The 23,640-nt window shown below is 66.9% G+C and carries 23 protein-coding genes; 14 read left to right on the top strand and 9 right to left on the bottom strand.

Annotation, left to right across the window (positions count from 1 at the left end; translation table 11 throughout):
* Window positions 1–14 precede the first annotated feature (14 nt).
* A complete protein-coding gene (locus LXE91_RS25200) occupies window positions 15–1,205 on the top strand; it encodes a M20 aminoacylase family protein (RefSeq protein WP_039340404.1) in 1,191 nt (396 codons plus the stop codon).
* A gap of 129 nt (window positions 1,206–1,334) precedes the next feature.
* Here the strand turns inward: LXE91_RS25200 and LXE91_RS25195 are convergent, their stop codons facing one another.
* Window positions 1,335–2,693, bottom strand: coding sequence for an aspartate aminotransferase family protein (locus LXE91_RS25195; RefSeq protein WP_039340406.1), 1,359 nt, complete (start codon window positions 2,691–2,693; stop codon window positions 1,335–1,337).
* Window positions 2,694–3,143: 450 nt separating this feature from the next.
* Here LXE91_RS25195 and LXE91_RS25190 point away from each other — a divergent pair, with 450 nt between their 5' ends.
* Window positions 3,144–3,719 (top strand): hypothetical protein, encoded by a 576-nt coding sequence (locus tag LXE91_RS25190; RefSeq protein ID WP_046196379.1) that lies wholly within the window; start codon window positions 3,144–3,146, stop codon window positions 3,717–3,719.
* Between the two features lie 501 nt (window positions 3,720–4,220).
* On the opposite strand, the gene LXE91_RS25185 is transcribed toward LXE91_RS25190, so the two are convergent.
* Window positions 4,221–4,730 (bottom strand): GNAT family N-acetyltransferase, encoded by a 510-nt coding sequence (locus LXE91_RS25185; RefSeq protein ID WP_039340476.1) that lies wholly within the window; start codon window positions 4,728–4,730, stop codon window positions 4,221–4,223.
* A gap of 563 nt (window positions 4,731–5,293) precedes the next feature.
* Complete coding sequence (locus LXE91_RS25180; protein ID WP_039340408.1) at window positions 5,294–5,953, bottom strand: outer membrane lipoprotein; 660 nt, start codon at window positions 5,951–5,953, stop codon at window positions 5,294–5,296.
* A 454-nt stretch (window positions 5,954–6,407) separates the two neighbouring features.
* Between LXE91_RS25180 and LXE91_RS25175 the strand changes: the two genes are divergently transcribed.
* The 3 genes from LXE91_RS25175 to LXE91_RS25165 all read left to right on the top strand — a co-directional run bounded on the left by LXE91_RS25175 (window position 6,408) and on the right by LXE91_RS25165 (window position 9,418).
* Window positions 6,408–7,607 (top strand): amidohydrolase family protein, encoded by a 1,200-nt coding sequence (locus tag LXE91_RS25175; RefSeq protein ID WP_039340410.1) that lies wholly within the window; start codon window positions 6,408–6,410, stop codon window positions 7,605–7,607.
* 84 nt (window positions 7,608–7,691) lie between these two features.
* Window positions 7,692–8,876 (top strand): amidohydrolase family protein, encoded by a 1,185-nt coding sequence (locus LXE91_RS25170; protein WP_039340412.1) that lies wholly within the window; start codon window positions 7,692–7,694, stop codon window positions 8,874–8,876.
* A 68-nt stretch (window positions 8,877–8,944) separates the two neighbouring features.
* A complete protein-coding gene (locus tag LXE91_RS25165; protein WP_039340413.1) occupies window positions 8,945–9,418 on the top strand; it encodes a nuclear transport factor 2 family protein in 474 nt (157 codons plus the stop codon).
* Between the two features lie 98 nt (window positions 9,419–9,516).
* On the opposite strand, the gene LXE91_RS25160 is transcribed toward LXE91_RS25165, so the two are convergent.
* The 3 genes from LXE91_RS25160 to LXE91_RS25150 form a co-directional block, all read right to left on the bottom strand.
* Window positions 9,517–10,377 (bottom strand): LysR family transcriptional regulator, encoded by an 861-nt coding sequence (locus LXE91_RS25160; RefSeq protein ID WP_039340415.1) that lies wholly within the window; start codon window positions 10,375–10,377, stop codon window positions 9,517–9,519.
* Between the two features lie 193 nt (window positions 10,378–10,570).
* The gene (locus LXE91_RS25155) at window positions 10,571–11,260 is read right to left on the bottom strand and encodes a nucleotidyl transferase AbiEii/AbiGii toxin family protein (protein WP_039340478.1); all 690 of its coding nucleotides are present in this window, start codon (window positions 11,258–11,260) and stop codon (window positions 10,571–10,573) included.
* Window positions 11,257–11,736: a helix-turn-helix domain-containing protein gene (locus LXE91_RS25150; protein ID WP_039340418.1), complete on the bottom strand. Its 480-nt coding sequence runs from the start codon at window positions 11,734–11,736 to the stop codon at window positions 11,257–11,259. The genes LXE91_RS25155 and LXE91_RS25150 overlap by 4 nt, the downstream gene beginning before the upstream one ends.
* Window positions 11,737–12,214: 478 nt before the next feature.
* On the opposite strand from LXE91_RS25150, the gene LXE91_RS25145 reads away from it, so the two are divergent.
* Complete coding sequence (locus tag LXE91_RS25145) at window positions 12,215–13,018, top strand: ABC transporter substrate-binding protein (protein WP_039340420.1); 804 nt, start codon at window positions 12,215–12,217, stop codon at window positions 13,016–13,018.
* A 39-nt stretch (window positions 13,019–13,057) separates the two neighbouring features.
* Complete coding sequence (locus LXE91_RS25140) at window positions 13,058–13,906, top strand: phytanoyl-CoA dioxygenase family protein (protein WP_039340422.1); 849 nt, start codon at window positions 13,058–13,060, stop codon at window positions 13,904–13,906.
* Between the two features lie 82 nt (window positions 13,907–13,988).
* Here LXE91_RS25140 and hutC read toward each other — a convergent pair whose 3' ends face one another.
* Complete coding sequence (gene hutC / locus LXE91_RS25135) at window positions 13,989–14,726, bottom strand: histidine utilization repressor (RefSeq protein ID WP_039340424.1); 738 nt, start codon at window positions 14,724–14,726, stop codon at window positions 13,989–13,991.
* Between the two features lie 30 nt (window positions 14,727–14,756).
* On the bottom strand, window positions 14,757–15,299 hold the full coding sequence (locus tag LXE91_RS25130; RefSeq protein WP_039340426.1) for a helix-turn-helix domain-containing protein: 543 nt from the start codon (window positions 15,297–15,299) through the stop codon (window positions 14,757–14,759).
* Between the two features lie 134 nt (window positions 15,300–15,433).
* Here LXE91_RS25130 and LXE91_RS25125 point away from each other — a divergent pair, with 134 nt between their 5' ends.
* Genes LXE91_RS25125 through LXE91_RS25115 form a run of 3 tightly spaced genes read left to right on the top strand, consistent with a single transcriptional unit; the run spans window position 15,434 to window position 17,867 of the window.
* The gene (locus tag LXE91_RS25125; RefSeq protein ID WP_039340428.1) at window positions 15,434–16,216 is read left to right on the top strand and encodes an aldolase; all 783 of its coding nucleotides are present in this window, start codon (window positions 15,434–15,436) and stop codon (window positions 16,214–16,216) included.
* 50 nt (window positions 16,217–16,266) lie between these two features.
* The gene (locus LXE91_RS25120) at window positions 16,267–17,163 is read left to right on the top strand and encodes a dihydrodipicolinate synthase family protein (protein ID WP_039340430.1); all 897 of its coding nucleotides are present in this window, start codon (window positions 16,267–16,269) and stop codon (window positions 17,161–17,163) included.
* Window positions 17,160–17,867 carry an MOSC domain-containing protein gene (locus LXE91_RS25115; protein ID WP_039340432.1) on the top strand — a complete coding sequence of 236 codons (708 nt, stop codon included), beginning with the start codon at window positions 17,160–17,162 and terminating at the stop codon, window positions 17,865–17,867. The genes LXE91_RS25120 and LXE91_RS25115 overlap by 4 nt, the downstream gene beginning before the upstream one ends.
* Window positions 17,868–17,904: 37 nt before the next feature.
* Here LXE91_RS25115 and LXE91_RS25110 read toward each other — a convergent pair whose 3' ends face one another.
* The gene (locus LXE91_RS25110; protein WP_039340434.1) at window positions 17,905–18,669 is read right to left on the bottom strand and encodes an SDR family oxidoreductase; all 765 of its coding nucleotides are present in this window, start codon (window positions 18,667–18,669) and stop codon (window positions 17,905–17,907) included.
* Window positions 18,670–19,059: 390 nt separating this feature from the next.
* Between LXE91_RS25110 and LXE91_RS25105 the strand changes: the two genes are divergently transcribed.
* From LXE91_RS25105 to LXE91_RS25090, 4 genes are all read left to right on the top strand, one after another.
* Entirely contained in the window at window positions 19,060–19,767 is a 708-nt protein-coding gene (locus tag LXE91_RS25105; RefSeq protein WP_039340437.1) for a YceH family protein, read from the top strand.
* A 508-nt stretch (window positions 19,768–20,275) separates the two neighbouring features.
* Entirely contained in the window at window positions 20,276–21,592 is a 1,317-nt protein-coding gene (locus LXE91_RS25100) for a lipase family protein (protein ID WP_039340439.1), read from the top strand.
* Between the two features lie 196 nt (window positions 21,593–21,788).
* Window positions 21,789–22,919, top strand: coding sequence for a 3-deoxy-7-phosphoheptulonate synthase (locus LXE91_RS25095; RefSeq protein WP_039340441.1), 1,131 nt, complete (start codon window positions 21,789–21,791; stop codon window positions 22,917–22,919).
* A gap of 225 nt (window positions 22,920–23,144) precedes the next feature.
* Window positions 23,145–23,573 (top strand): PRC-barrel domain-containing protein, encoded by a 429-nt coding sequence (locus LXE91_RS25090; RefSeq protein WP_039340443.1) that lies wholly within the window; start codon window positions 23,145–23,147, stop codon window positions 23,571–23,573.
* The last annotated feature ends 67 nt before the right edge of the window (window positions 23,574–23,640 follow it).

Here is a 23,640-nt window from a genome sequence, read left to right as displayed (position 1 = left end):
ACGAGGCCCACGCCATGAACGCAACCGAAGAAAGCACGCTGCAGGGGCAACTGAAGACCTGGCGCCGCCATCTGCACCAGTTTCCGGAGACGGGATTCGAAGAGGTGAACACGTCGGACTACGTCGCGCGCATCCTGACGACGCTCGGGCTCGACGTGCATCGCGGGATCGGCGGCACGGGGCTCGTCGCGAACCTGACGGCCGGCACCGGCAAGCGCGCGATCGGCATCCGCGCGGACATGGACGCGCTGAACATCGTCGAGCATGCGCCGGGCCGCGAACATGCGTCGCGCATGCCGGGCAAGATGCATGCGTGCGGGCACGACGGCCACATGTCGATGGTGCTCGGCGCCGCGCAGCTGCTGGCCGAGCGCAAGGATTTCGACGGCACCGTGCGCTTCATCTTCCAGCCGGCCGAGGAGCATGGCCGCGGCGCGAAGGCGATGATGGCCGACGGGCTGTTCGAGCGCTTTCCGGTGGACGCGATCTTCGGCGCGCACAACATGCCGGGGATGCGCGCGGGCACGTTCGCGACGCGCGCGGGCGGCATCATGGCGAGCGAAGACAATTTCGTGATCCGGATCGACGGGCGCGGCACGCATGCGGCGCGCCCGCACATGGGCATCGATCCGATCGTGATCGGCGCGCAGGTCGTGCTCGCGCTGCAGACGATCGTGTCGCGCAATCTCGATCCGGGCGAGCAGGCCGTGATCTCGTGCACGGAGTTCATCACCGACGGGCTGCGCAACGTGCTGCCGTCGACGGTGACGATCAAGGGCGACACGCGCAGTTATTCGCGTGACGTGCAGGCGCTGCTGGCCACGCGGATGCGCGAGATCAGCGAAGGGATCTGCCGCACGCACGGCGCAACCTGCACGTTCGAGTACACGCACGAGTTCGCGCCGACGGTGAATTCGCCGGAATGGGTCGACACGGCCGTGCGGGCCGCGGCGCAGGTCGCGGGCGCAGAGAACGTGAACGCGAACGTCCAGCCGATGATGATCTCGGAAGACTTCGGCGCGTTCCTGCAGGCGGTGCCCGGCAACTTCGTCTTCATCGGCAACGGGGAGGCGGCCGGTCGGGGCGGCGTGCCGCTGCACAACGCGGGCTACGACTTCAACGACGAGATCCTGCCGGTGGGGGCGCGGTATTTCGCGGAAGTGGCGCGGCGGGCGTTGAAGGCGGCGGAGCGCATCGCTGCATGATGCGGATGCGACGGGAAACGGCCCGCTGTGCGGCGTTCCGTTTCACTGTCAGGCGACACGAGCGGCGCGGCAGGCCACACATCGTGGCCGCGCTCGCGCGATGTGTGGCCTGCCGCGAATGTCACTGCATCACACCAACTCGCCGAGACACGCGTCGAACTGCGCGACGAGCCGGTCGACATCATCGGCCGTCGTCTGCGGACACACGAGCATCATGTTGTGGAACGGCGTGATCAGCACGCCGCGATTCAGCAGGTACAGGTGCACGATGTGTTCGAGTTCGCTGTCGAGCTGCGCACCGGCGAGCGTGCCGTTGCGCGGCGGCGTGGAAGCGAACTGGAATTCGGTGCGCGCGCCGATGCGCGTCACGCACCACGGCAGCCCGTGTTTTGCGATCGCCTGTTCGAGCCCCGCCGCCAGCCGCGCGGCGAGTTCGAACATGTGCGCATACGCCGCGTCGGTCGCAACTTCGGCGAGCGTTGCACGCATCGCATGCATCGCGAGCATGTTCGCGGTGAGGGTCGTGCCGATCCCCGAATGGCCGGGCGGCGCATTCAGCTTCGCCTGCTTCGCGCGTTCCGCAAATTCCGCGCTGAACCCGTACACCGCGCACGGCACGCCGCCCGCGATCGGCTTGCCGACTACCAGCATGTCCGGCTCGAGATCGTGCGCGACCGCATAGCCGCCCGGGCCGCTGCTGATCGTGTGCGTTTCGTCGATCACGAGCAGCGTGCCGTAGCGGCGCGTCAGTTCGCGTGCCGCCTCCCAGAAGCCCGGATCGGGCAGCACCATCCCGATGTTCGTCATCGCGGGCTCGGCGAGCACGCAGGCGACATCGCCGCCTTTCAGCGCCGCTTCGAGCGCGGCGAGGTCGTTGAATTCGACGACGCGGGTGTTCGCGAGCAGGTCGTACGACTGCCCGAGCAGGCTGTCGCGCTGCACGGGGCGGCCATCGACGAGATCGACGAACACGTCGTCGACGGTGCCGTGATAGCAGCCGTTGAACACCACGATCGTCTTGCGGCCGGTGGCCGCGCGCGCCCAGCGCAGCACGAAGCGGTTCGCGTCGCTCGCGCTCAATGCGAATTGCCAGACCGGCAGCCTGAAGCGGCGCGCGAGTTCGCGCGACACCCACGTGGCGTCCTCGCTCGGCAGCATCGTCGTGTAGCCGCGCGTGGCCTGCTCGACGAGTGCGCGCGCGACGGGTTCGGGCGCATGACCGAACATCGCGCCGGTGTCGCCGAGGCAGAAGTCCACATAGCGATGGCCGTCGACGTCGGTGAACGTCGCGCCGCGCGCCTCTTTCACATACAGCGAAAACGGTGTCGACCAGTCCTGCATCCAGTGCAACGGCACGCCGAACAGCAAGTGCTCGGAGGCTTCCGCGGACAGGGCGCGGGAGACCGGCATGGCTTCGGTGAACGCGTGGCGCTCGCGATCGAACAGCGCGCGGGCGCGAATGAGGTCGACTCCGTGGCGGGAAGGCAAAGGCAGCTCCTGGGCTGTGAAGGTACGGAAACGATAGCGCGGGCGGTGGGGGGATGAACAGGGGCGAAATTACCGAGGCGGATGGGCGCCCGCCGGATAGTCGGGCAATGGGCGAGCGTGTTTTATTTGATTTGGAGATAGCACTGGTAAATGGAAACCGAAAAGAATCGTGAAGGTTTCCATGGATTTTTAATGGGCTTTTCTCGACCTATCGTTATTGTGTGCCGTAGCGCGATGGAAGCGCCCAAGCAGGCCGGACTGGGCTGACAGGCGAATCCCGGAAGCGATGCGATGGCATTCGGCCGACGCGATCGCGCACGCATACGGCAGGGCATAGCGAATTCCACGGGGATATTGCCGGTGAATTTCGGGATAAGGGAATTCAGGATTTCTGGGCGATGGCGGAATCGGGTGCTCGAATATCAACCATTCGAAATGCGGAACCACACCATGAAGATCGGAACACAGCTGGCCGTACTCGTTGCGTGCGGTGCATTGGCAGGCATCGCTCACGCAGGCCCGGCGTCGCCGCAAGCGGTCGTCAAGAAGATCACGCTGACCGCGCATATCGGCGACAGCCTGTTCGTGTCGAATCCGGACAACGCCGCGTACGGCGTGGTCGAACTGAACGCGACGGACGCCCAGCAGCAGGCATTTGCCGCGGCGCTGCCGATTCGCGTCCGTACGACGAATCCCGACATCAACGTCACGCTGCTGCAGCCGCTGCGGCTGTCGAACGGCCACGACGATCTGGTCAGCGCGAAGGTTCTGCTGACGGGTAATGCGGGCGATGCGGAAATCGCGTCCGATGGCGCTCGCACGCTCACGCTGGCCAAGCCCGCGCACGACGGATTTGACGGCTACGACGAAGTCCGCACGCTGAAGATCAGTGCAAAAGCGCCGGTCCGCGGCGGGGCAGCGCCGGCCAACGGGCCTTATCGCGGCGATCTGGTGCTGATGTTCGAACCGGTTGCTTCGGCGGGACGCGAGCCGGTGATGGGGGCAGTCGCGGTGGCCGCCGAGTAGGCATTCGCCCCGGCTGACGACGTCGGCCGGGGAACTTCTAGTTGAAGTTTTTGCGCATAAACATACGACAACTTATCTCGAACGCCGTCCACTCGAATGTGAGTGTGCGCACACATACAGGTCATGGATTCGGTAAAAACGGGGATGCGACAAATGCATGCCTTGCGTCGCTCACGTCTCGACTGAGTTAAGCAGTCGGACGACGTATGAGTCGTGATTCGTGCGTCCGATGCGTTCGATTCGCCCCCAGCGTTTCTCGCGGGGATCGGCGCGGTGCTGCCCCGAAGGCGCAGGCCGGGGCGTCGTGCCGTCCGGCAACGGGTATTGCGCCGGGCCGGCCGATCGTGCTGCGGAGCAACGTCACGTTCCGCATTGAGATGTGACGGTCGCCGGGCAAGGCCGTCAACAAGACGATCACCGACAAGCGACAACGCGACGCGCAGAGGGGGAAGGTCGTTCGCGCGCGATCGATCGATGCGCGCGAACGCAGGTTCGAACGCGTTACCCGAGCGTCTTGACCATATGGTGTTCGTCATAGAAGCGGCCATCGACGAACAACGAGCGCGGTTCCGTACCGAACCGCACGAACCCCTGCGACGCATACAGCCGCTCCGCATTGGCATTGATCTCGTTCACGCACAGCATCAGTTGCTTGCAGTCCCATTCCTGCGCCGCGTGCGCGGTCGCGCATTCGAGCAGCGTTTGCGCGATGCCTTGCCCGCGATACGCGGGATCGACGAACACGCCCCAGATCGTCGCCTTGTGCGCGATCTTCACGCGCGCATCGCGGCGTACGCCCGTGATGCCGACGAGCGTATCGCCGTCGAACGCGCCGAACACCGCACGTTCGTGAGTCGGCGTGATGCGCGTCGCGAATTCGTCGACGGGCACCTGCGATTCTTCGGCGAGCGTCGGCAGGAAGGAGGTGGGGGCGGTGTCGACCGCACGCAGGCGAACGGTCTGGAAACGGGCGGCGTCGGCCGCATCGAGCAGGCGGGTCGTGATCGTCATCGGGGGCGTTCCGGTTGAAGGTCGTGCATGCCGGCGCGGGCCGCTGGGGCCGCGGGATGCACCGTCCTCATCGTAACGGGAATCCGGTTGTCGGGTGGCGACGTTCGGCACCGCCGCGTGATCGAATGCAGATAGTCTGATCGCGTCGCGCGGCCGCTTTGCATCGCTGTCGACGCAGCATGTGAGCGCCGCGGCATCGGTGTCGCAGAGGCTCAGGTACACGTGTCCGACCGCGCTGTCGAGCTTCGACGGCATCGTGTTCAGCGGCGCGCGCGTGCTGTCGGACATGGCGGCAACGGCGTCGCACTCGTGTCGGGCGCGGCGTCGAGCGTGTATGGCGGCGAGGCGTCGGGTCGCGACCGTAAGTGCAGGCGAGAGGTCGTGCGACGGCGTGCGGTGGAGACGGGCGCGTGGTGTCGCCGAGATATCGGCGGCGCGTGATGCGCGCCGCGTCGGCATGAAGAATGAGGGCGAGGTGAAACAGGCGCGCCGTCGCGCAGAACCGGCGCCCGACGTCGAACGCGCGACGATGCGCCGATCAGCTCAGGCGCACCGCATCCGAATCAATAGCGCGCGAGCTGATTGCCGTTGATCTGCACGCGATCGCCCGGACGCAGGTTGCCCGGCGATTGCACGTCGAACGAGCGCATCGAGCCGTCGCTGACCTGCACGTCGATCCGGTAGCTGCTCGGGCCTTGTGCTGCGCCCATCTGCTGGCCGATCTGGTTGCCGGCCACCGCACCGCCGAGCGCACCGATCACGGTGGCCGCATCGCGGCCGTGACCGCGGCCGAACTGGTTGCCCACCAGGCCGCCGACCAGCGCGCCGACGACGGTGCCGGCGACGCCCGACGGGCCGACCGAGCCGTTGACCGGCTGGATGTTCGAGACCGTGCCGTATTGCGTGCCGTAGCCGTTGCCGTACTGGTTGCCGTATTGCTGCTGATTGCCGTACTGGTCATACGGCTGCGACCCGTATTGCTGCTGGTTGCCGTACTGATCGTACGGCTGCGGCGCCTGGTTCGGATACGGCTGTTGCTGCTGCACGTAGCCCGGTTGCGAATACGCGGGCTGTGCGTAGCCGGGCGTCGCGTATTGCTGCTGCTGCGGATACCCCGGTTGCGCGCCGTAGTAACCCGGCGCGACGCAGGCGGTCAGCGGAAGCGCCGCGACGGCGACGAGCGAGGCGAACAGAACGGTCTTCGTGGAAGGCATGCGCATCATGGTGATTCCTGCATCGGCAACGGGTTCGCCGACGAATGCCGGAACGGGTGGCGAACTCGGCGTGAGTATAAGGAATGGCCGGAGGCACGTCCGGTGCGGCCGGGTAACAACGTGTAAAGTCTGTTGCCGCGTAAATCGCCGCGCGGGCGGGGCGTTGGAGCGACGCGCGGCAAGGGCGCGAGACGCCCGCCTTCCGGTGATGCCGACGCTGCGCAGCCCTCGGTTGTTCCGTCGCTTTCCCCGCGATCCCGCCCCATCGCCATGCGTGGCCCGGCGGCCGCGCGCGCCGCGCATCGCGAAATCGAATGCGCGGCATCGCGACATTTAATTGGCCTCGGGCGACGGCGTCCGATATCGTGGCCGCATTCCCTGCCAACGGCACGCGCCGTGCCGGCTGCGGTGCCTTCCCCCGTCCGCGCCGGTGACGTGCCGCGACCGCCCCACATTCCGAGCCATGACCGATCGTATCTTCATCAACGCCGTCGACGCCGGCGGCCAGCCCATCCACCTCGTCGTCCGTGACGGCCGCTTTATCGCGATCGGTGCCGATTGCGCCGCCGCGCCCGGCGCGGAAACGATCGACCTCGACGGCCGTGTCGTGCTGCCCGGCTTCGTCGACGGCCACATCCACCTCGACAAGAGCTTCGTCGGCGATCGCTGGGTGCCGCACGAACCGGTCGGCACGCTGCGCGAGCGGCTCGCGGTCGAGAAGCGCCAGCTCGCAGCCGCGCCGCCGATCGTCGAGCGCGCGAATGCGCTGATCGCGCAGGCCGCCGCATTCGGCACGGTCGCGATGCGCAGCCACGTCGACGTCGATGCAACCACCGGCCTGTCGAACCTGCAGGCCGTGATGGCCGCGCGCGAGCAATGGCGCGGGATCGTCGACATCGAGCTGGTCGCGTTCCCGCAGGCGGGCGTCGTCACCTGCCCGGGCACCGCCGAGATCCTCGATGTAGCCGTGCGCGAAGGCGCGGACGTGGTCGGCGGGATCGACCCGACGACGCTCGACGGCGATGCGGACGGCCAGCTCGACATCGTGTTCGGCATCGCCGAGAAGCGCGGCGCGAAGATCGACATCCACCTGCACGAGCCCGGTGAAACGGGCATCGCGCAGCTGCTGCGGATCGCGGCGCGCACGCGCGCGGCGGGGCTCGGCGGCCGCGTGAACGTGAGCCATGCGTACGCGCTCGGGCAGGTGAGCGATGGCGACGTGCAGCGCACGGCAGCGGCACTGGCCGAGGCCGGCGTGTCGATCCTGACGAATGCGCCGGGCGACTGCGCGTTTCCACCGGTGCAGGCGTTGCGCGATGCGGGCGTGCACGTGTTCGCCGGCAACGACAACATCCGCGACGCATGGTGGCCGTACGGCAACGGTGACATGCTGCAGCGCGCGATGATGGTCGGCTATCGGTCGGGCTTCTACACCGACGAAGCGCTCGGTATCGCGCTCGACATGGCGACGCACGCCGGCGCGCGCGTGATCGGCAAGGACAACTATGGAATCGCAGTCGGCCGCGATGCGACGTTCGTCGCGGTGCGTGCGCCGAATGCGGCGGCGGCCGTCGCGGGCGTGCCGGCCGAGCGCTGGGTATTCCGCCGCGGCGAAAGCGACACCGGCGCGCCGTTCGCCCCCGCGCTGCGCTTCACGCGCTGACCGACTGACAGGCGGCACCGCACGCGCCGTGCCCCCTTCGCACCGAACGCACTGACTGCACTGACCGACCCCACCGGAACCGACATGACGAACCTGCTGATCCGCAACGTCCGCCCGAGCGCCGACGCCGCGCTCGACATCCTGATCGAAGGCGATCGCATCGCGCGCATCGGCCCGTCGCTCGACGCGCCCGCCGGCTGCGCGATCGAGGACGGCGCGGGCGCGCTCGCGTTGCCCGGCCTCGTCGAAGGCCACACGCACCTCGACAAGACGCACTGGGGGATGCCGTGGTATCGCAACCAGGTCGGGCCGCGCCTCGTCGACCGCATCGAGAACGAGCGCCACTATCGCGCGACGAGCGGTCATGACGCGGGCGCCGCGTCGCTCGCACTGGCGCGCGCGTTCCTCGCGGCCGGCACGACGCGCATCCGCACGCACGTCGACATCGACACCGAAGCCGGGCTGCGGCATCTGCACGGCGTGCTCGCGACGCGCGAGACGCTGCGCGGGGAAGTCGACATCCAGATCGTCGCGTTTCCGCAATCGGGCGTGCTCAAGCGGCCGGGCACCGATGTGCTGCTGTCCGACGCACTCGCAGCAGGCGCCGATCTGCTCGGCGGGCTCGACCCGTGCGCGATCGAAGGCGATCCGGTCGAAGCGGTGGACGTGCTGTTCGCAATCGCCGAGCGCCACGGCCGCGGGCTCGACCTTCACCTGCACGAGCGCGGATCGATGGGCGCGTACTCGCTCGACCTGATCCTGCAGCGCACCGCTACGCACGGCATGCAGGGCAAGGTGACGATCAGCCACGGGTTCTGCCTCGGCGATATCGGCGAACGCGAGCGCGATGCGCTGCTCGCGCGGATGGCCGAACTCGGCGTCGGGCTCGTCACGACCGCGCCGGCGGCGGTGCCGGTGCCGCCGGTGGCCGCGTGCCGCGCGGCGGGCGTGACGGTCATCGGCGGCAACGACGGCGTGCGCGATACGTGGACGCCGTACGGGTCGCCCGACATGCTCGAACGCGCGATGCTGATCGGCATGCGCAACGATTTCCGCCGCGACGATGCGCTCGAAGTCGCGCTCGACTGCGTGACGCACGGCGCGGCCCGCGGTTGCGGCTTTGGCGATTACGGGCTGCAGCCGGGCAGCCGCGCGGATGTCGTGCTGGTCGATGCGCTGACGTTTGCCGAGGCCGTCGTCGCGCGGCCGGTGCGGCGGCTCGTCGTGTCGTCGGGGAAGATCGTTGCGCGCAACGGTGCGCTGGTCTGAATGAAGCGTGAGTGCAGCGTCGCCCCCGGTATGATCCGGTTTTCAGCGGGATTTCCCGGGAGACGACGATGCGACGCACGACAGCGGCACGGGCCGCACGATGGATGGCGGCGGCCCTGTTCGCCGTGACCGCCGCGCACGCGGTGGCGGCCGGGCCAACGGACGCACAGCAGGAAGCCAACCGGCGGGCGGTGCTCGCGTTCTACGAAAAAGGCCTGAACGAGAAGGATGCCGACGCCGCGCTCGCCTACGTCGGCGATCGCTACGTGCAGCACAACCCGAACGCAGCCGACGGCCGCGACGGCTTCCGCAAGTTCGTCGCATTCCTGCGCGACAAGTATCCGCGGTCGCACAGCGAGATCAAGCGCTCGTTCGTCGACGGCGACTACGTGATCCTGCACGTGCACGCGGTGCGCGAACCCGGCACGCGCGGCAGCGCGATCGTGGACATCTTCAAGCTCGAGAACGGCAAGATCGTCGAACACTGGGACGTCAATCAACCCGTGCCCGAGCAGGCCGCGAACGGGAACACGATGTTCTGACGTGTACCGGGCGTGTGGGTGTGTCGACGCGCCCGCGGTCTCGTCGCAACGGCTGTGCCGCGGCGTCCTTCGCATTGCCGCGGCATCCCGCCTGCTTGCTACTCCTCGAGCTCCAGCATCGTCGCCAGCGCCTTCGTCAGTTCGCTGACCATCGGGTCGGCCGTCGGCCGATGCAGGATCGCGATATCCATGTGCTCGATCGGCGCGAAGCCCTGCTTCGCGGTCAGCACGACGTGCTCGTCCGTCACCACGCGCGCGGGCAATACGCTGATGCCGAGCCCGTCCGCGACGGCGGCCTGAATGCCGCTCAGGCTCGACGTCGTGAAGCTGATCCGCCAGCGGCGGCCGCGTTCCTCGATCGCCTTGATCATGTCGTCGCGATAGAGCCCGCGCGGCGGAAACACGACGATCGGCACCGGGTCGAGCTCGATCGACGGATGCTTCGCGCTGTCGATCCAGCGCAGCTTCTCGGGCCAGCGCACGACGGCCTCGCGGCTGTCGCGCCGCTGCTTGATCAGCACGAGGTCGAGTTCGCCGCGGTCGTACGCGGCGCTGATGTCTCGGCTCAGCCCGCACATCACTTCGAGCTTCACCTGCGGATGCGCGCGCTTGAACGCCGCGAGCGCATGTGTTGTGCGGCCTGCCGCGAAATCGTCGGGCACGCCGAGCCGGATCGTCAGCGCGACCGTGGCGCCCGACAGCGCTTCCAGCATTTCGTCGTTCAGCGCGATCATGCGCCGCGCATAGCTGAGCACCGTCACGCCCGCGTCGGTCGGCCGCACGTCGCGCGTGCCGCGATCGAGCAGGCGGTGCCCGGCGATTTCCTCGAGCCGGCGCACCTTCTGGCTGACCGTCGACTGCGTCGAATGCAGGCGCGCGGACGCCGTCGTGAAGCTGCCGCAGTCGGCGACCATCACGAGCGCGCGCAGCAGGTCGAGGTCGAACAGGGGTCTATTCATTTCTGCACTTTTGCGGATTCGAGCATTTCATTTCCAAATGCGTGCGACGACTTTTAACATGGCCGGACGGAGCGGGCAATCGCGGTTTCGCCGGACGGGGCATGGCGTCGCGGGGTGCTGGAAGCGATCCTGCTCGCCGCCGCGGGTATGGTGTGGTCAAGCGGAGGCCAGTGGCAATCAGGCGCCGGAGGGGTCACCGGTGGCGTGATTTTTGTTCGGGTACGCCATTGGGAAGTTTCTGCAGGAATGCTTCGGCCAGTTCGACGCAATAGTCGAACGACGGCGAATAGCCGAGTGTCTGGATGTCATCGAAGCGTGCCCGTACGAACGCCCGACGCTCGTGTAGTAGACGCAGAAACTTATCGCGATGCCGGACAAGGAATGCACCGGCGGCCGTCAGGCTCTCCGGTTCACGCTCGATGACCAGGCACAGATCGAACAGATCCCGCGCGGTCGGTCGATCGCCACGGTGCCACATTTTCTTGGCGACGATCTCCGCGGAAGTCTCGACCTTGACGACGTGATCCATCAGCATCCATTCGTCGTAGCCGGGAGACATCAGATTTCGGGAGACCACGAAGTCGATCTCGCCGTCGGGCAGCAGTAACTTCACGAACCCGGCGTGTTCCTCGTAGTTCGTCGCGATGTCGGCTGCAGCGTCGCTGATGCGGGGATTCACGTACCCGAGATACTGCGGATCGGGTACGAAGATGTCGACGTCTTTGCTGACGCGATGGCCGTGGCGCAGCATCAGGACTGTGCCACCACCAAACGTCCAGAACGGATTCGACGTGCCGTGCTTCCGTATCTCTTCGATCAGTGCCAGCGCGTGACGGAAGAGACCTTGCCATGGGCCGTCGGGCGAGGTGGATGGTGCAGTCATGCCCATACCTCCCGGTACAGGTGAAGATCCTTCGACCATGCGGCGAGATTCTTCCAGATGGTCCGGAGGGGCGTGCCTGAGCGCTCGGCGGCTTCCTCGGCGGCTTTTACCACCACCGGCAGCGGCACTTCGTCGAGGATGACGGAAAACTGCGATTCGTAGCCCGTGGGAATCCGTCCGGTAGCCAACGCGTCGGCCAGCAGCCGTTCGGTCAATTCGCCCTTGTAGCTGACGTTGGAACTCACGACGGCCTTATAGAGACCGTTTTGCGGCTGCCGCGGTAGCGCAAGGAGTTCAATGCCGAGCACGCTGAGCAGCGGAATCAGCTTGTTGACGCCGAGATCCTTGACTTTGCCCGATTCGAGCTGGTTCACGGTGAGGCGAGACAAGCCGGCGAGTTTCGCAAGTTGGGCCTGTGTGAGGTCGAGTTCTGCCCGCCGTTTCGCAACGGCTTGACCGATTTCATAGAGTTGCATGGTGACCTCCCGGCGCGGATACAGTGATCTAGAATGTAAGGTATATCTTACATCTTTGGATGGGTTTTCGTCGTCCAAGAATTCCTTCGTGGTATAGGGCGCATCGCCCATAACACCGGAAAAGCTTGGTCGAGGCCGCGCCGAGATCACCGGTATAGACCTCGTCATCCCACAGATATCCGGAAAAACACGCGCTGTGGCGGCAGTGCATCGTACAGGGTAAACACCCCAGAAATGCGATGAAATCCGTGTATGTCAGTCATGTCTGAAGCCTCAGCGCATTCTTCCTTCCCGATTCGGTCCTCCACCCACCCCGCCCCCGTTTCCCCCGCTTGCGCTTGAAATTTGAGCGGTCTAGACTGCAACGCAGTTTCATCGAAGTCCCTGTCTTTCGCGCACCGCGCCGGGTGATCCGGCGTACCGCTCCCCACCGGACGCCGGCGTTCGCCCGCCGCGTCGAGACCTTCAAGGACCCGCCATGAACCGCACTGCAACGCTTCTCGTTACCGCGCTGGCGTTCGCGCCGCTCGCGTCGTTCGCGCAGGACACGTCGACGATCCGCTGGGGCATCGACCCCACGTACCCGCCGTTCGAGGCGAAGCAGCCCGACGGCTCGCTCGCCGGCTTCGACATCGACCTGCGCAATGCGATCTGCGCGCAACTGCATGCGAAGTGCGTGTGGGTCGAGCAGGGCTTCGACGGGATGATTCCGGCGCTGCGCGCGCGCAAGTTCGACGTGATCATGTCCGCGATGACGGCTACCGACGAGCGGCTCAAGCAGATCGACTTCTCGAACAAACTGTATGCGTCGCCGGGCGCGCTCGTCGCGCCGGCCGGCTCGACGCTGCTGCCGACCGCCGCGTCGCTCGCGGGCAAGCGCATCGGGATCGACCAGGGCACGACGCAGGAGGCGTACGCGAAGGCCGAATGGGCGACCAAGGGCGTGACGATCGTCTCGTACCAGAACCAGGACCAGGTGTATCAGGATCTGGTCAACGGCCGCCTCGACGCGACCTTCCAGGACAAGACGCAGGCCGGCTACTCGTTCCTGAAGACGCCGCGCGGCAAGGGCTACGCGTTCGCGGGCCCCGACGTGACCGACGTACGGATCACCGGCTACGGCGTCGCGATGGGCGTCCGCAAGGGCGACGACGCGATGAAGAAGCGGCTGAACGACGCGATCGTCGCGATCCGCGCGAACGGCACCTACCAGAAGATCGCCGCCAAGTATTTCGACTTCGACATCTACGGCGCGAAGCAGCAGCTGACTTCCGCACCGTGAATCCGTGATTCCGTGATTCATTCCATCGACAGGCACACCATGACGAGTATCCAGGATCGCGTCGCGCAAGCCGTGACGCCCGAACTGATCGCCGCGTTCCGCGAGGAAGGGGCGGTCTGCATCAAGGGCATCTTCTCGCCCGACGAAGTCGCCGCGCTGCGCGCCGGCATCGACGCGAATCTCGCGCAGCCGAGCGAGCGCGCGAAAGTCGCGAGCCGGCCCGACGATCCGGGTTGGTTCTTCGAGGATTTCTGCAACTGGCAGCACAACGACGCGTATCGCGACTTCATCGTGCGCTCGCCAGCGCCGTCGGTGGCCGCCGCGCTGATGGGCACCGACAACGTGCGGCTGCATCACGACCACCTGCTCGTGAAGGAGCCCGGCACACGGCAACGCACCCCGTGGCACCAGGACCAGCCGTACTACAACATCGAAGGCGACGACAACGTCAGCATGTGGATTCCGGTCGATCCCGTGCCGCTCGAATCGACGCTGGAATTCGTCGCGGGCTCGCATCTCGGGCCGTGGCTGATGCCGCGCACGTTCATGGACAAGGAAGCGAAGTGGTTCCCGGAAGGCAGCCTGGCGGACCTGCCGGACATCGAAGGCGATCGCGCGGCCTTCCCGATCCGCCGCTGGTCGCTCGAACCCGGCGACATGGTGTGCTTCCGGATGCTCACGCTGCACGCGTCGGGCGGAACGCAGAACCGGCGGCGCGCGTTCTCGATCCGCTTCGTCGGCGACGATATCCGTCACGCGCCGCGCCGCTGGAAGACGTCGCCCGATTTCCCGGGGCTCGCCGAGCAACTGCCCGACGGCGCGCCGCTCGATCACCCGCTGTTTCCGGTCGTGTGGTCGCGCGGCGCGGGGCAGGTGCGCGCGATCTGACGTGGGCGGGTGGTCATGACGAACGCGGCGGCCGTTTCCTGACGAAACGGCCGCCGCGCGCTTTTGTACTGGGGTAAAAGGATCAGGTCGGGTGGCGTCCGGCGCCCGGCTTGAAGCGCGAGCCGAGCCGGTAGCGGTTGCCCGGATGCAGGAAGTGCACGAACGTGACGGGCTGCCCGTTTGTCCAGGTGCGCCGCGTGAGCGTGAGGCAGGGCTCGTCCGCACGCATGTCGAGCAGCCGCGCCTGCTCGCCGGTCGGCAACGACGCATCGACCACGTGCTCGATCTCCAGTTCGTAGTGCGACACGTTGTTGAACAGGTACTCGGACGGCGGTTCGACCTGGAAATCCTGGTCGATGAAGCCGGGTGCGGCGGCCGGGTTCACGTAGCGATCCTCGAGCTGGATCGGGCGGCCGTTTTCCTCGTGCACGCACACCACATGAAACACCGGCGTGTTGACCGGCAGGCCGAACGCGGCCGCGACGTCGAACGACGCGGGTTCGCTCGACTGGCTCAGCACGCGGCAGCGATATTCGTGGCCGCGCGCGCGGATTTCGTCGCGGATGTGCGCGATCATCAGCAGGTTCGACTGCGGCTTCACTTCGGCGACGAAGGTGCCGACGCCCGCGATGCGCTTCAGCACGCCTTCCTCGGTCAGCTCGCGCAGCGCGCGGTTGACCGTCATGCGTGCGACGCCGAACTGCGCGGCGAGATCGAGCTCGGACGGAATGCGGTCCCCGGGGCGCCAGTCGCCCGATTCGACGTTCTGGCGAACGAGTGTCTTGATCTGCTGGAACGGTGCGGTGGCCTTCGTGACCATCGGGGATCCTTGCGCGAAAAGGTGACGATGCTAGTCGTCGTGACTGACGATGACCAGGATCTCCGCCTGCGCGGTGCCGAGGCTGCGCGTGCGGTGCGGGATGAGAGCGTTGAAATAGACTGAATCGCCGGCCTTGAGTTGCACCGTCTCGTTCGGAAATTCGATTTCGACGCGCCCCTTGTGCACGAACAGGAATTCCTCGCCTTCGTGCTCGCGGAACGTCGACGCGACGAATTCGTGCGGCGGATGCACGACGAACGGCAACATCTTCTTCGGCGCGACGCCGGCCGCGATGCTTTCGAAGCGGTGGGCCTGGCTGTCGGCTGCCGCGCCCATCGCCGTGCGCTCGCCGGCGCGCGTGACCGTGATCAGCTCGCGGTTGTGGCTTTCCGAGAACAACTGCTCGACGTCGACATTCAGTGCCTTCGACAGCTTCAGCGCGACCGCGATCGACGGCACGCTCAGGCCGCGCTCGACTTTCGACAGGTAGCTCTTGGTGAGGCCCGTCTCGTCGGCCAGCACGTCGAGCGTCCAGCCCTTCTGTTTTCTGAGCAGCTTCAGGCGAATCGTCATGGGGCGCCAGGTGTCCTTCGAAAAACCGATTGTAACGCATGACACAAAGTGTCCTGCGGTGTATCGTGTGTCATGTTTTCCCGGGAAAGCGGCCGCGGACGGCGCGACCGACCCGATCCATTCAGGAGGTGAACATGGCGGAAACGCTGAATCTGACGAAGGAGGCACTGGTCGCGCTGGCGGAGCGGCGTCTGGACAACGCGGTGGGCGACAGCGGCTGGTCCGCGCGGCAGAAGCTCGCGCTCACGTGCCGGATCCTGTTCGACGCCGGTCACGATTCGGGCCTGGCCGGGCAGATCACCTGCCGCGCGGGCGAAGCCGGCACGTACTACACGCAGCGGCTCGGGCTCGGCTTCGACGAGATCTCGGCCGCGAACCTGCTGCGCGTCAACGAGGATCTCGACGTCGTCGACGGCGAAGGCATTCCGAATCCGGCCAACCGGTTCCATACGTGGATCTACCGCGAGCGCCCGGACGCGAACTGCATCATTCATACGCATCCCGCGCATGTCGCGGCGCTGTCGATGCTCGAGCAGCCGCTCGTCGTGTCGCACATGGATACCTGCCCGCTGTACGACGATTGCGCGTTCCTGAAGGACTGGCCCGGCGTGCCGGTCGGCAACGAGGAGGGCGAGATCATCTCGAAGGCGCTCGGCAGCAAGCGCGCGATCCTGCTGTCGCATCACGGCCAGCTGGTGGTCGGCAAGACGATCGAGGAAGCCTGCATCCTCGCGCTGCTGATCGAGCGGGCCGCGAAGCTGCAGCTGCTCGCGATGGCGGCCGGCGAGATCAAGCCGGTGCCGCCCGCGCTGGCGCGCGAAGCGCACGACTGGATCTCGAAGCCGAAGCGCGATGCGGTGACGTTCGACTACTACGCACGGCGGGCATTGCGTACGCATCAGGATTGCGTCGCATGAGCGGACGATTCGTCGTTCTCGTCTTCGATCATCATTGAGGAATACCTATCGTGTCCATCCTGCTGAAAGGCATCATTGCCTACCCGGTTACGCCGTTCTCCGCTGACGGCGGCGTTGACCTGAAAACGCTCGACGCGCTGATCGAGCGGCTGATTGCCGATGGCGTCCACGCGATCGCGCCACTGGGCAGTACCGGCGAAAGCGCGTACCTGTCCGACACCGAATGGGAGGCGGTCGCCTCCGCGTCGATTCGTGCGGTGCGCCGACGCGTGCCGACCGTCGTCGGCATTTCCGATCTCACCACCGCGGGCGCAGTGCGCCGCGCGCGCTTCGCCGAACGGGCCGGCGCCGATGCGGTGATGGTGCTGCCGGTGTCGTACTGGAAGCTCGCCAACGACGAGATCGTCGCGCACTATCGCGCGATCGGCGCTGCCATCGGCATCCCGATCATGCTGTACAACAACCCCGCGACGAGCGGCGTCGACATGTCACCGGACCTGATCGCGACGATCTGCCGGACCGTCGACAACGTGACGATGGTGAAGGAGAGCACCGGCGACATCGGGCGGATGCACCGGCTCGCTCAACTGAGCGACGGCGCGATTCCGTTTTACAACGGCAGCAATCCGATGGCGCTTGCCGCGCTTGCAGCGGGCGCGGCAGGATGGTGCACGGCCGCGCCGAACCTGAATGCGGCGTTGCCGCTGGCGCTGTTCGACGCAATGCAGGCGGGCGACCTCGCGCGGGCGAGGTCGGTCTTTCATGCGCAGCTGCCGCTGCTGCAGTTCATCGTCAACGGCGGATTGCCGGTGACCGTGAAGGCCGGGTTGCGCCTGCGCGGCTTCGATGCTGGCGAACCGAGGAAGCCGCTGATGCCGCTCGGCGACGCGCGTACGCGCGAGCTCGAACGCCTGCTCGCGGCGCTGCCCGACGGTGCGGCGACATGAGCGATGCGACACGGCCGCTGATCTCGGCCGCCATCGGCGCGGTGCGGGTCGGCAAAAGCCGGCCGCTGGCCGGCACGCCGCACGCCAGCGCGATCGACAAGCAGCCGGCAGGCGCGCGTCTGTGGCTGGGCACGCTCGGCTTCGCCGGCGACGAGCAGGCCGATGCGCGGCATCATGGCGGGCCTGACAAGGCGGTGCACCACTATGCGCACGATCACTATGCGTGGTGGTCGGAGCAGATCGGCGCGCGCGACGTGCTCGCGCAACCGGGCGCGTTCGGCGAGAACCTGTCGACGCACGGCATGACCGAGCACGACGTGTGTCTCGGCGATGCGTTCACGCTGGGCGGTGCCGTGCTTCAGGTGTCGCAGTCGCGGCAGCCGTGCTGGAAGCTCAACGCACGTTTCGATCATCCGCGGATGGCCGCGCTCGTGCAGCAAAGCGGCCGGACCGGCTGGTACTACCGCGTGCTGCAGGAAGGTTGGGTGGAATCGGGTGACGTGCTGACGCTGCATGAGCGCCGCTACCCGCAATGGCCGCTGGCGACGGTGCTCGATGTGCTGTACCGGCGCACGCTCGACATGGCCGCGCTCGATGCGCTGTACGAAGTCCCGAACCTGCCGCCCGGCTGGCGCACGATGCTCGAAAGGCGCCGGACGGAGCGGCAGGTCGAAGACTGGACGAAGCGGCTCGAAGGACGTTGACGGGCCGTGTGTCCGTGTGTCCTTGTGGCCGCGTAACTCAGTGGCTCGGCAGTTCCCGCACGTCGGCCGTCGGCACCGAGCCGAATGCGTCGCTCAGTGCATAGCCGATCAGCTGTCGCGCGGCCGCCTCGGGCGTCGCGAGCGCGCCGCTCGACTTCAGCTGGTCGAATTTCTCGCGCATCGGGAAGTTGTCTTCGCTGGTCGAGCGGATCGTCGCCTGCATGCCCGTATCGACGACGCCCGGCGCGACGCTGCAGATCCGCAGCGCGTGGTTCGCATCGAGCGCGACTGCGCGCGCATGGTGATCGAGTGCCGCCTTGGTCGCACAGTAGACGCTCCAGCCCGCGTACGCGTTGCGTGCCGCGCCGCTCGACACGTGCAGGATCCGGCATTCGGTCGTGGCCGACGCCGCTTGCGCGAGCGCGGCCGACAGCATCAGCGGCGCCGCGACGTTCACGCCGACCGCGCGCGCGACGATCGCCGGGTCTTGCGCGGCGAGCGGGCCGATCGGATCGACGATGCCCGCGTTGTTGAACAGCAGCACGATCGACGCGCCGTCGACGAAGCGGCGCAGCGTGTCGCCCGCCAGCCAGGCCGCGACGGCCGACGTATCCGACAGGTCGAGTTCGATTTCGGCGAAGCGGTCGCCGGCCTGCGACGCGAGCGACGGATGGCGGCTGCGCGACACGCCGAGCACGGCGACGCCTTCCAGCAGCAGTTGTTCGGCGAGCGACGCGCCGAGGCCGCGCGTGTGTCCGGTGACGATGGCGCGTACGTGCGGTGCGGGGGAGGATGCGGTCATGGCGATGAACGGGGCGAAGGGGTGAACGGATGAGTGGCGTCGACGAGCGGCGCGTATGCGCGGCGGCATGGCGTGCGGGTCGGGCGATGCGTGGTATTGCGTGGTACTGCGTGCGAAGGCGGTCACGCGGCGCCGCAGACGCCGGGATGACGCATATCGTAGCGCCCGCATGCGCGGCGTGCAAACGCCGCCGTGTGCAAGGAGGTGGAGTCCGCCGCGCGGCACCGTCCGGCCGATACGTTGGACGAAACCCTGCTGCGGCAAGTGCGCGCGCCGGCACGTCGCGCGGCGCCGGGCCACGCGACGCGAGCTATCATATGGCTCGCCCGTGCGCGATGCCGGACGGGCCGCGATCGTTTCCCTTCACCTGCTGCACGCTGCGACGCCACCATGAACACCACGCCGGATACGCCAACGCCACGCGCCCTTCGCGAACTCACGCCCCTCGAGGCCCGCATTCTCGGTGTGCTCGTCGAGAAACAGCACACGGTGCCGGACACCTATCCGCTGTCGTTGAATGCGCTGACCGCGGGCTGCAACCAGAAAACCGCGCGCTCGCCGGTGATGAACGTCAGCGAGGATGAGGTCACGACCGCGCTCGACGGGCTGAAGCACCTGAGCATCGTGATGGAAGGCAGCAGCAGCCGCGTGCCGCGTTTCGAGCACAACATGAACCGCGTGCTCGGCATTCCGAGCCAGGCGATCGCGCTGCTGACGATCCTGCTGCTGCGCGGCCCGCAGACGGCCGCCGAACTGCGCCTGAACAGCGCGCGCCTGCACGGCTTCGCCGATATCTCGTCGGTCGAGGCGTTCCTCGACGAACTCGCGGCGCGCGCACAGCCGCTCGTCGTCCGGTTGCCGCGTGCGCCGGGCGCGCGCGAGAACCGCTGGATGCACCTGATGTGCGGCGAAGTGAACATGGCCGATTTCGCGAGCGCGGATGCCGGCGGTGCGGATTCCGTGCCGCCTTCCGAATTCGAAGCGCTGAAGGCCGAACAGAAGCGGCTCGCGGATGAAGTGGCGCGACTGAATGCGCTGGTCCTGCGGATGGCCGGCGAGCTGGGCATCGACGTCGATGCGCAAGGCGACGCGGGCTGACCGGCTCACCGTTGCGCCGCGCAGCGGGTGTCGAGCGCCCCTGCGCCGTCACTACCAGCGGCACCCCGATTTCGCCGAAGCGTCGTCATCCGGCGCCTACGCGAAGTCGGTCTTCTTGCCGGTGCGCGCGTTGGTGTAGGTCATCGAGTAGACCACGGCGCCCTGGCTCATCATTTCGTATTCGCCGTCGATCTTGCCGTCGATCATTTCCCATGGTGTCGTCGTGACCTGTAAGGGCGGCCGAACGGCCGGAGCGACCCGCATCGCGCGCCGACGGCTTTAGACGTTTACCTTCAAACAACAGAAAACGCCCATCGCGTGCGTGCTCGTTGTGCTTCAATTCATCCGGTTTGTACTCCTACTAAAACGACGAATTCAGAACAGCCCGGATTGCTAATTAACAGGAGACAGTCGATGGCTCGGAACCGGTTTTGAAGCAGCACACGCGATGGTCTGCAACACCGCGAACTTCCTTCGATGAAAGCAGGTTATTCCAGGGGCCCCAACCATGTCCTCCAGACGTTTCATGATGGCCGCGGCGGCCGTATCCGCCACGCTGGCCATTGCGACACCGCCGGCCAGTGCCGCCGCGCCGACCGTATCCGACCCGTTCTACACGTACACCGGCACAACGCCATTGGCATCGATTCCACCGGGCACGGTGCTCAGGACGCGCAACGTCACGTACCACGTGGCCGGCATCCCCACCGCGCTGACCGCGCAGCAGTTGCTGTATCGCACCAATAACGCGCTGAACCAGCCGGTCGTCAACGTGACGTCCGTGATCCGGAGCCAGGTCAGCAACGGCCAGGCCATCTCGTACCAGTCGGCCTACGATTCGCTGAACCCGTACGACGAGCCGTCGCAAGTGATTGCCGGCGACCGCGACGTCACGAAGGTCATCAACGTCGGCACGCTGCTCTACAGCGCGGAATCGATTCCGCTGTCGACACTGCTGCTGCTCGGCTACAACGTCATCGTGCCCGACACGGAAGGCCAGACGGCCGACTTCGCTGCCGGCCCCGAATACGGGATGACCACGCTCGATTCGATCCGCGCGGCGCTCAATACGCCGTCCACGGGCCTGAACCCGTCGAGCAAGGTCGCGATGATCGGCTATTCCGGCGGCGCGATCGCGACGAACTGGGCCGCGCAGCTCGCGCCGAGCTATGCGCCCGAGATCAACAAGCAGCTCGTCGGTGCGGCGGAAGGCGGCGTGCTGGTCGACCCCGCGCACAACCTGCGCTACGTCGACGGCAGCATCGTCTGGGGCGGCGTGGCCGCGGCCGCGCTGGCCGGGCTGTCGCGCGGCTACGGCTTCGACCTGACGCCTTATCTCAGCGATACCGGCGTCGCCGTGCTCAAGGACATCCAGAGCCAGTCGCTCGCGTATATCCTGCCGAAGTACACAGGGCTGCACTGGGGCACGCTGTTCAAGCCGCAATACGCGAACGACATCAACAGCATTCCCGTGTACGTGACGTACGCGAACAAGGTGAATGCGGGGTTGGCCGCCTCGCCGACGATCCCGATGTTCATCGGCCAGGGCACGGCGGGCGCGCTCGATGGCACGTTCAGCAGCCAGGTGGGCGATGGCGTGATGATGGCGTACGACGTGCGCGCGCTGGCGCAGAAGTTCTGTGCCAGCGGCACGCCGGTCACGTACAACGAGTACCCGCTCGAACATGCGGGCGCGATCGTGCCGTGGGTGGCCGGCATGCTGCCGTGGCTCTACGACCGTTTCAACGGAAAAGCGGCGCCGAGCAATTGCTGGCTGACGTCGCTGCTGCCGAGCAACTCGCTGGCGCCGGAGACGCTGCACTAGCCGCCACGCCGCGTGTGATGTGGCGCACGGCCGGGCGACCCTTCGCGGGTCGCCTTTTTCTTTTCGCCTGTTGATCTCCGTCGCGCTGCCGCCATGCAGCCGCGCCCGCTCCCCGCCGCAAGCCGCCACCGTCCCGCCCGGGTGCCATAATCGAGCCTGCCCATCATTCCAGACAGACGTCCCCCGGAGATTCACCATGCAGAACCTCGACAATCCTTCCCACGATCGCGAGGTAGGCAGCGCCGACGCGACGCAGGACACCACGCGCATCGACGACGTCCGCATCGGCGCCGTGCGCCCGCTGATTTCCCCCGCACTGCTGCTGGACGAGCTGCCGGTGCCGGCCGCCACGCAGACGCTCGTCGAGGACACGCGCCGCGCGATCGGCGACATCCTGCACGGCCGCGATGACCGGCTGCTGCTCGTCGTCGGCCCGTGCTCGATCCACGATCACGACCAGGCACTCGATTACGCGCGCCGCCTGAAGGCGGCCGCCGATGCGCTGAAGGACGACCTGCTGATCACGATGCGCGTCTACTTCGAGAAGCCGCGCACGACGGTCGGCTGGAAGGGCTACATCAACGATCCGCGCCTCGACGGCAGCTTCCGCATCAACGAAGGGCTGCGCGCCGCGCGGCAACTGCTGCTCGACATCAACGCGCTGGGCCTGCCGGCATCGACCGAATTCCTCGACCTGCTGAGCCCGCAGTACATCGCCGACCTGATCGCGTGGGGTGCGATTGGCGCGCGGACGACCGAGAGCCAGAGCCATCGACAGCTCGCGTCGGGCCTGAGCTGCCCGATCGGCTTCAAGAACGGCACCGACGGCGGCGTGCAGGTCGCGTCCGACGCGATCGTCGCGGCAGCGGCGAGCCATGCGTTCATGGGGATGACGAAGATGGGGATGGCCGCGATCTTCGAGACGCGCGGCAACGACGACGCGCACGTGATCCTGCGCGGCGGCAAGAACGGCCCGAACTACGACGCCGAGCATGTCGAGGCGAGCTGCGCGGTGCTGCGCAAGGCCGGCCTGCGCGAACAGGTGATGGTCGACTGCTCGCATGCGAACTCGAACAAGTCGCACGAGCGGCAGATCGACGTCGCGCAGGATCTCGCGCGGCAGTTGGCGCAGGGCGAGCACCGGATCGTCGGCGTGATGGTCGAGAGCCATCTCGAGGCCGGACGCCAGGACCTGAAGCCGGGCGTGCCGCTGAAGTACGGTGTGTCGATCACCGATGCGTGCCTGAGCTGGACGCAGACGGAGCCGGTGCTCGACGTGCTGGCGGAGGCGGTGCGGCACCGGCGCGTGTATTCGCGCAACGCGTGACGGCGGGGAGGTACGCGATTCGCTGCGGTATCCGTAATGTCGCCATCACAACAGGCGCATGACGGCGACTGCGTCATCACGTCCAATGCAGCGTTTCGCGAGTGGCGCTAACATGGGCCGGTGTGATGCGTCGTACAGAGGCCTTCTCGTTTCACGCGGCGCATGCACGGAGGCGGCTTGGCCGGCCGCCGACACCGACAACAATTCACCGGAGTGCATAACAGCATGGCTTTCTACGAGACCCTCATCGCAGCAACCGTCCTCGCCTCGAGCGTCAGCGCGCACGCACAGATCGCGGGCGCGCAGCCGATCAGCGTGACCGTCGAACAATCGCAGGCGCTGCTCGAAGGCTGGAGCGTGAAGAAGAGCGTGCTCGGCAAGGCCGTCTACAACGACGAGAACCAGAAGGTCGGCACCGTGCGCGACCTGATCGTCGCGCCGGACGGCTCGGTATCGGCGGCGATCGTGTCGGCCGGCGGCTTCCTCGGCGTGGCCGCGCACGACGTCGCGGTGCCGATCGCATCGCTCGACGTGCGCAACGGCAACATCTACCTGCCGGGCGCGACGAAGGATGCGCTGAAGGCGACGCCCGCGTTCCAGTACGCGAAGGTGCCGTCGCCGCCGAAGCCGAAGAAGCTCGACGACAAGCACTGAGCCAGCACGGATTGGTACGGCCCGGCGCGCAACGCGCCGGGCTGGGTCCGGTCGGCCGCGCGCCTGC

Source organism: Burkholderia contaminans, assembly GCF_029633825.1.
Taxonomy (GTDB): Bacteria; Pseudomonadota; Gammaproteobacteria; order Burkholderiales; family Burkholderiaceae; genus Burkholderia; species Burkholderia contaminans.
This window is presented reverse-complemented; position numbering and strand designations above follow the sequence as displayed.

Bases quoted from the DNA above. Each gene is read 5' to 3' on its own strand.
- LXE91_RS25090 (WP_039340443.1), top strand. From the start codon at position 23,145: ATGGCTTTCTACGAGACCCTCATCGCAGCAACCGTCCTCGCCTCGAGC.
- LXE91_RS25155 (WP_039340478.1), bottom strand. From the start codon at position 11,260: ATGACTGCACCATCCACCTCGCCCGACGGCCCATGGCAAGGTCTCTTC.
- LXE91_RS25165 (WP_039340413.1), top strand. From the start codon at position 8,945: ATGCGACGCACGACAGCGGCACGGGCCGCACGATGGATGGCGGCGGCC.
- hutC (WP_039340424.1), bottom strand. From the start codon at position 14,726: ATGGTCACGAAGGCCACCGCACCGTTCCAGCAGATCAAGACACTCGTT.
- LXE91_RS25200 (WP_039340404.1), top strand. From the start codon at position 15: ATGAACGCAACCGAAGAAAGCACGCTGCAGGGGCAACTGAAGACCTGG.
- LXE91_RS25130 (WP_039340426.1), bottom strand. From the start codon at position 15,299: ATGACGATTCGCCTGAAGCTGCTCAGAAAACAGAAGGGCTGGACGCTC.
- LXE91_RS25150 (WP_039340418.1), bottom strand. From the start codon at position 11,736: ATGCAACTCTATGAAATCGGTCAAGCCGTTGCGAAACGGCGGGCAGAA.
- LXE91_RS25180 (WP_039340408.1), bottom strand. From the start codon at position 5,953: ATGATGCGCATGCCTTCCACGAAGACCGTTCTGTTCGCCTCGCTCGTC.
- LXE91_RS25095 (WP_039340441.1), top strand. From the start codon at position 21,789: ATGCAGAACCTCGACAATCCTTCCCACGATCGCGAGGTAGGCAGCGCC.
- LXE91_RS25175 (WP_039340410.1), top strand. From the start codon at position 6,408: ATGACCGATCGTATCTTCATCAACGCCGTCGACGCCGGCGGCCAGCCC.
- LXE91_RS25170 (WP_039340412.1), top strand. From the start codon at position 7,692: ATGACGAACCTGCTGATCCGCAACGTCCGCCCGAGCGCCGACGCCGCG.
- LXE91_RS25115 (WP_039340432.1), top strand. From the start codon at position 17,160: ATGAGCGATGCGACACGGCCGCTGATCTCGGCCGCCATCGGCGCGGTG.
- LXE91_RS25140 (WP_039340422.1), top strand. From the start codon at position 13,058: ATGACGAGTATCCAGGATCGCGTCGCGCAAGCCGTGACGCCCGAACTG.
- LXE91_RS25145 (WP_039340420.1), top strand. From the start codon at position 12,215: ATGAACCGCACTGCAACGCTTCTCGTTACCGCGCTGGCGTTCGCGCCG.
- LXE91_RS25185 (WP_039340476.1), bottom strand. From the start codon at position 4,730: ATGACGATCACGACCCGCCTGCTCGATGCGGCCGACGCCGCCCGTTTC.
- LXE91_RS25100 (WP_039340439.1), top strand. From the start codon at position 20,276: ATGTCCTCCAGACGTTTCATGATGGCCGCGGCGGCCGTATCCGCCACG.
- LXE91_RS25110 (WP_039340434.1), bottom strand. From the start codon at position 18,669: ATGACCGCATCCTCCCCCGCACCGCACGTACGCGCCATCGTCACCGGA.
- LXE91_RS25190 (WP_046196379.1), top strand. From the start codon at position 3,144: ATGAAGATCGGAACACAGCTGGCCGTACTCGTTGCGTGCGGTGCATTG.
- LXE91_RS25105 (WP_039340437.1), top strand. From the start codon at position 19,060: ATGAACACCACGCCGGATACGCCAACGCCACGCGCCCTTCGCGAACTC.
- LXE91_RS25160 (WP_039340415.1), bottom strand. From the start codon at position 10,377: ATGAATAGACCCCTGTTCGACCTCGACCTGCTGCGCGCGCTCGTGATG.
- LXE91_RS25125 (WP_039340428.1), top strand. From the start codon at position 15,434: ATGGCGGAAACGCTGAATCTGACGAAGGAGGCACTGGTCGCGCTGGCG.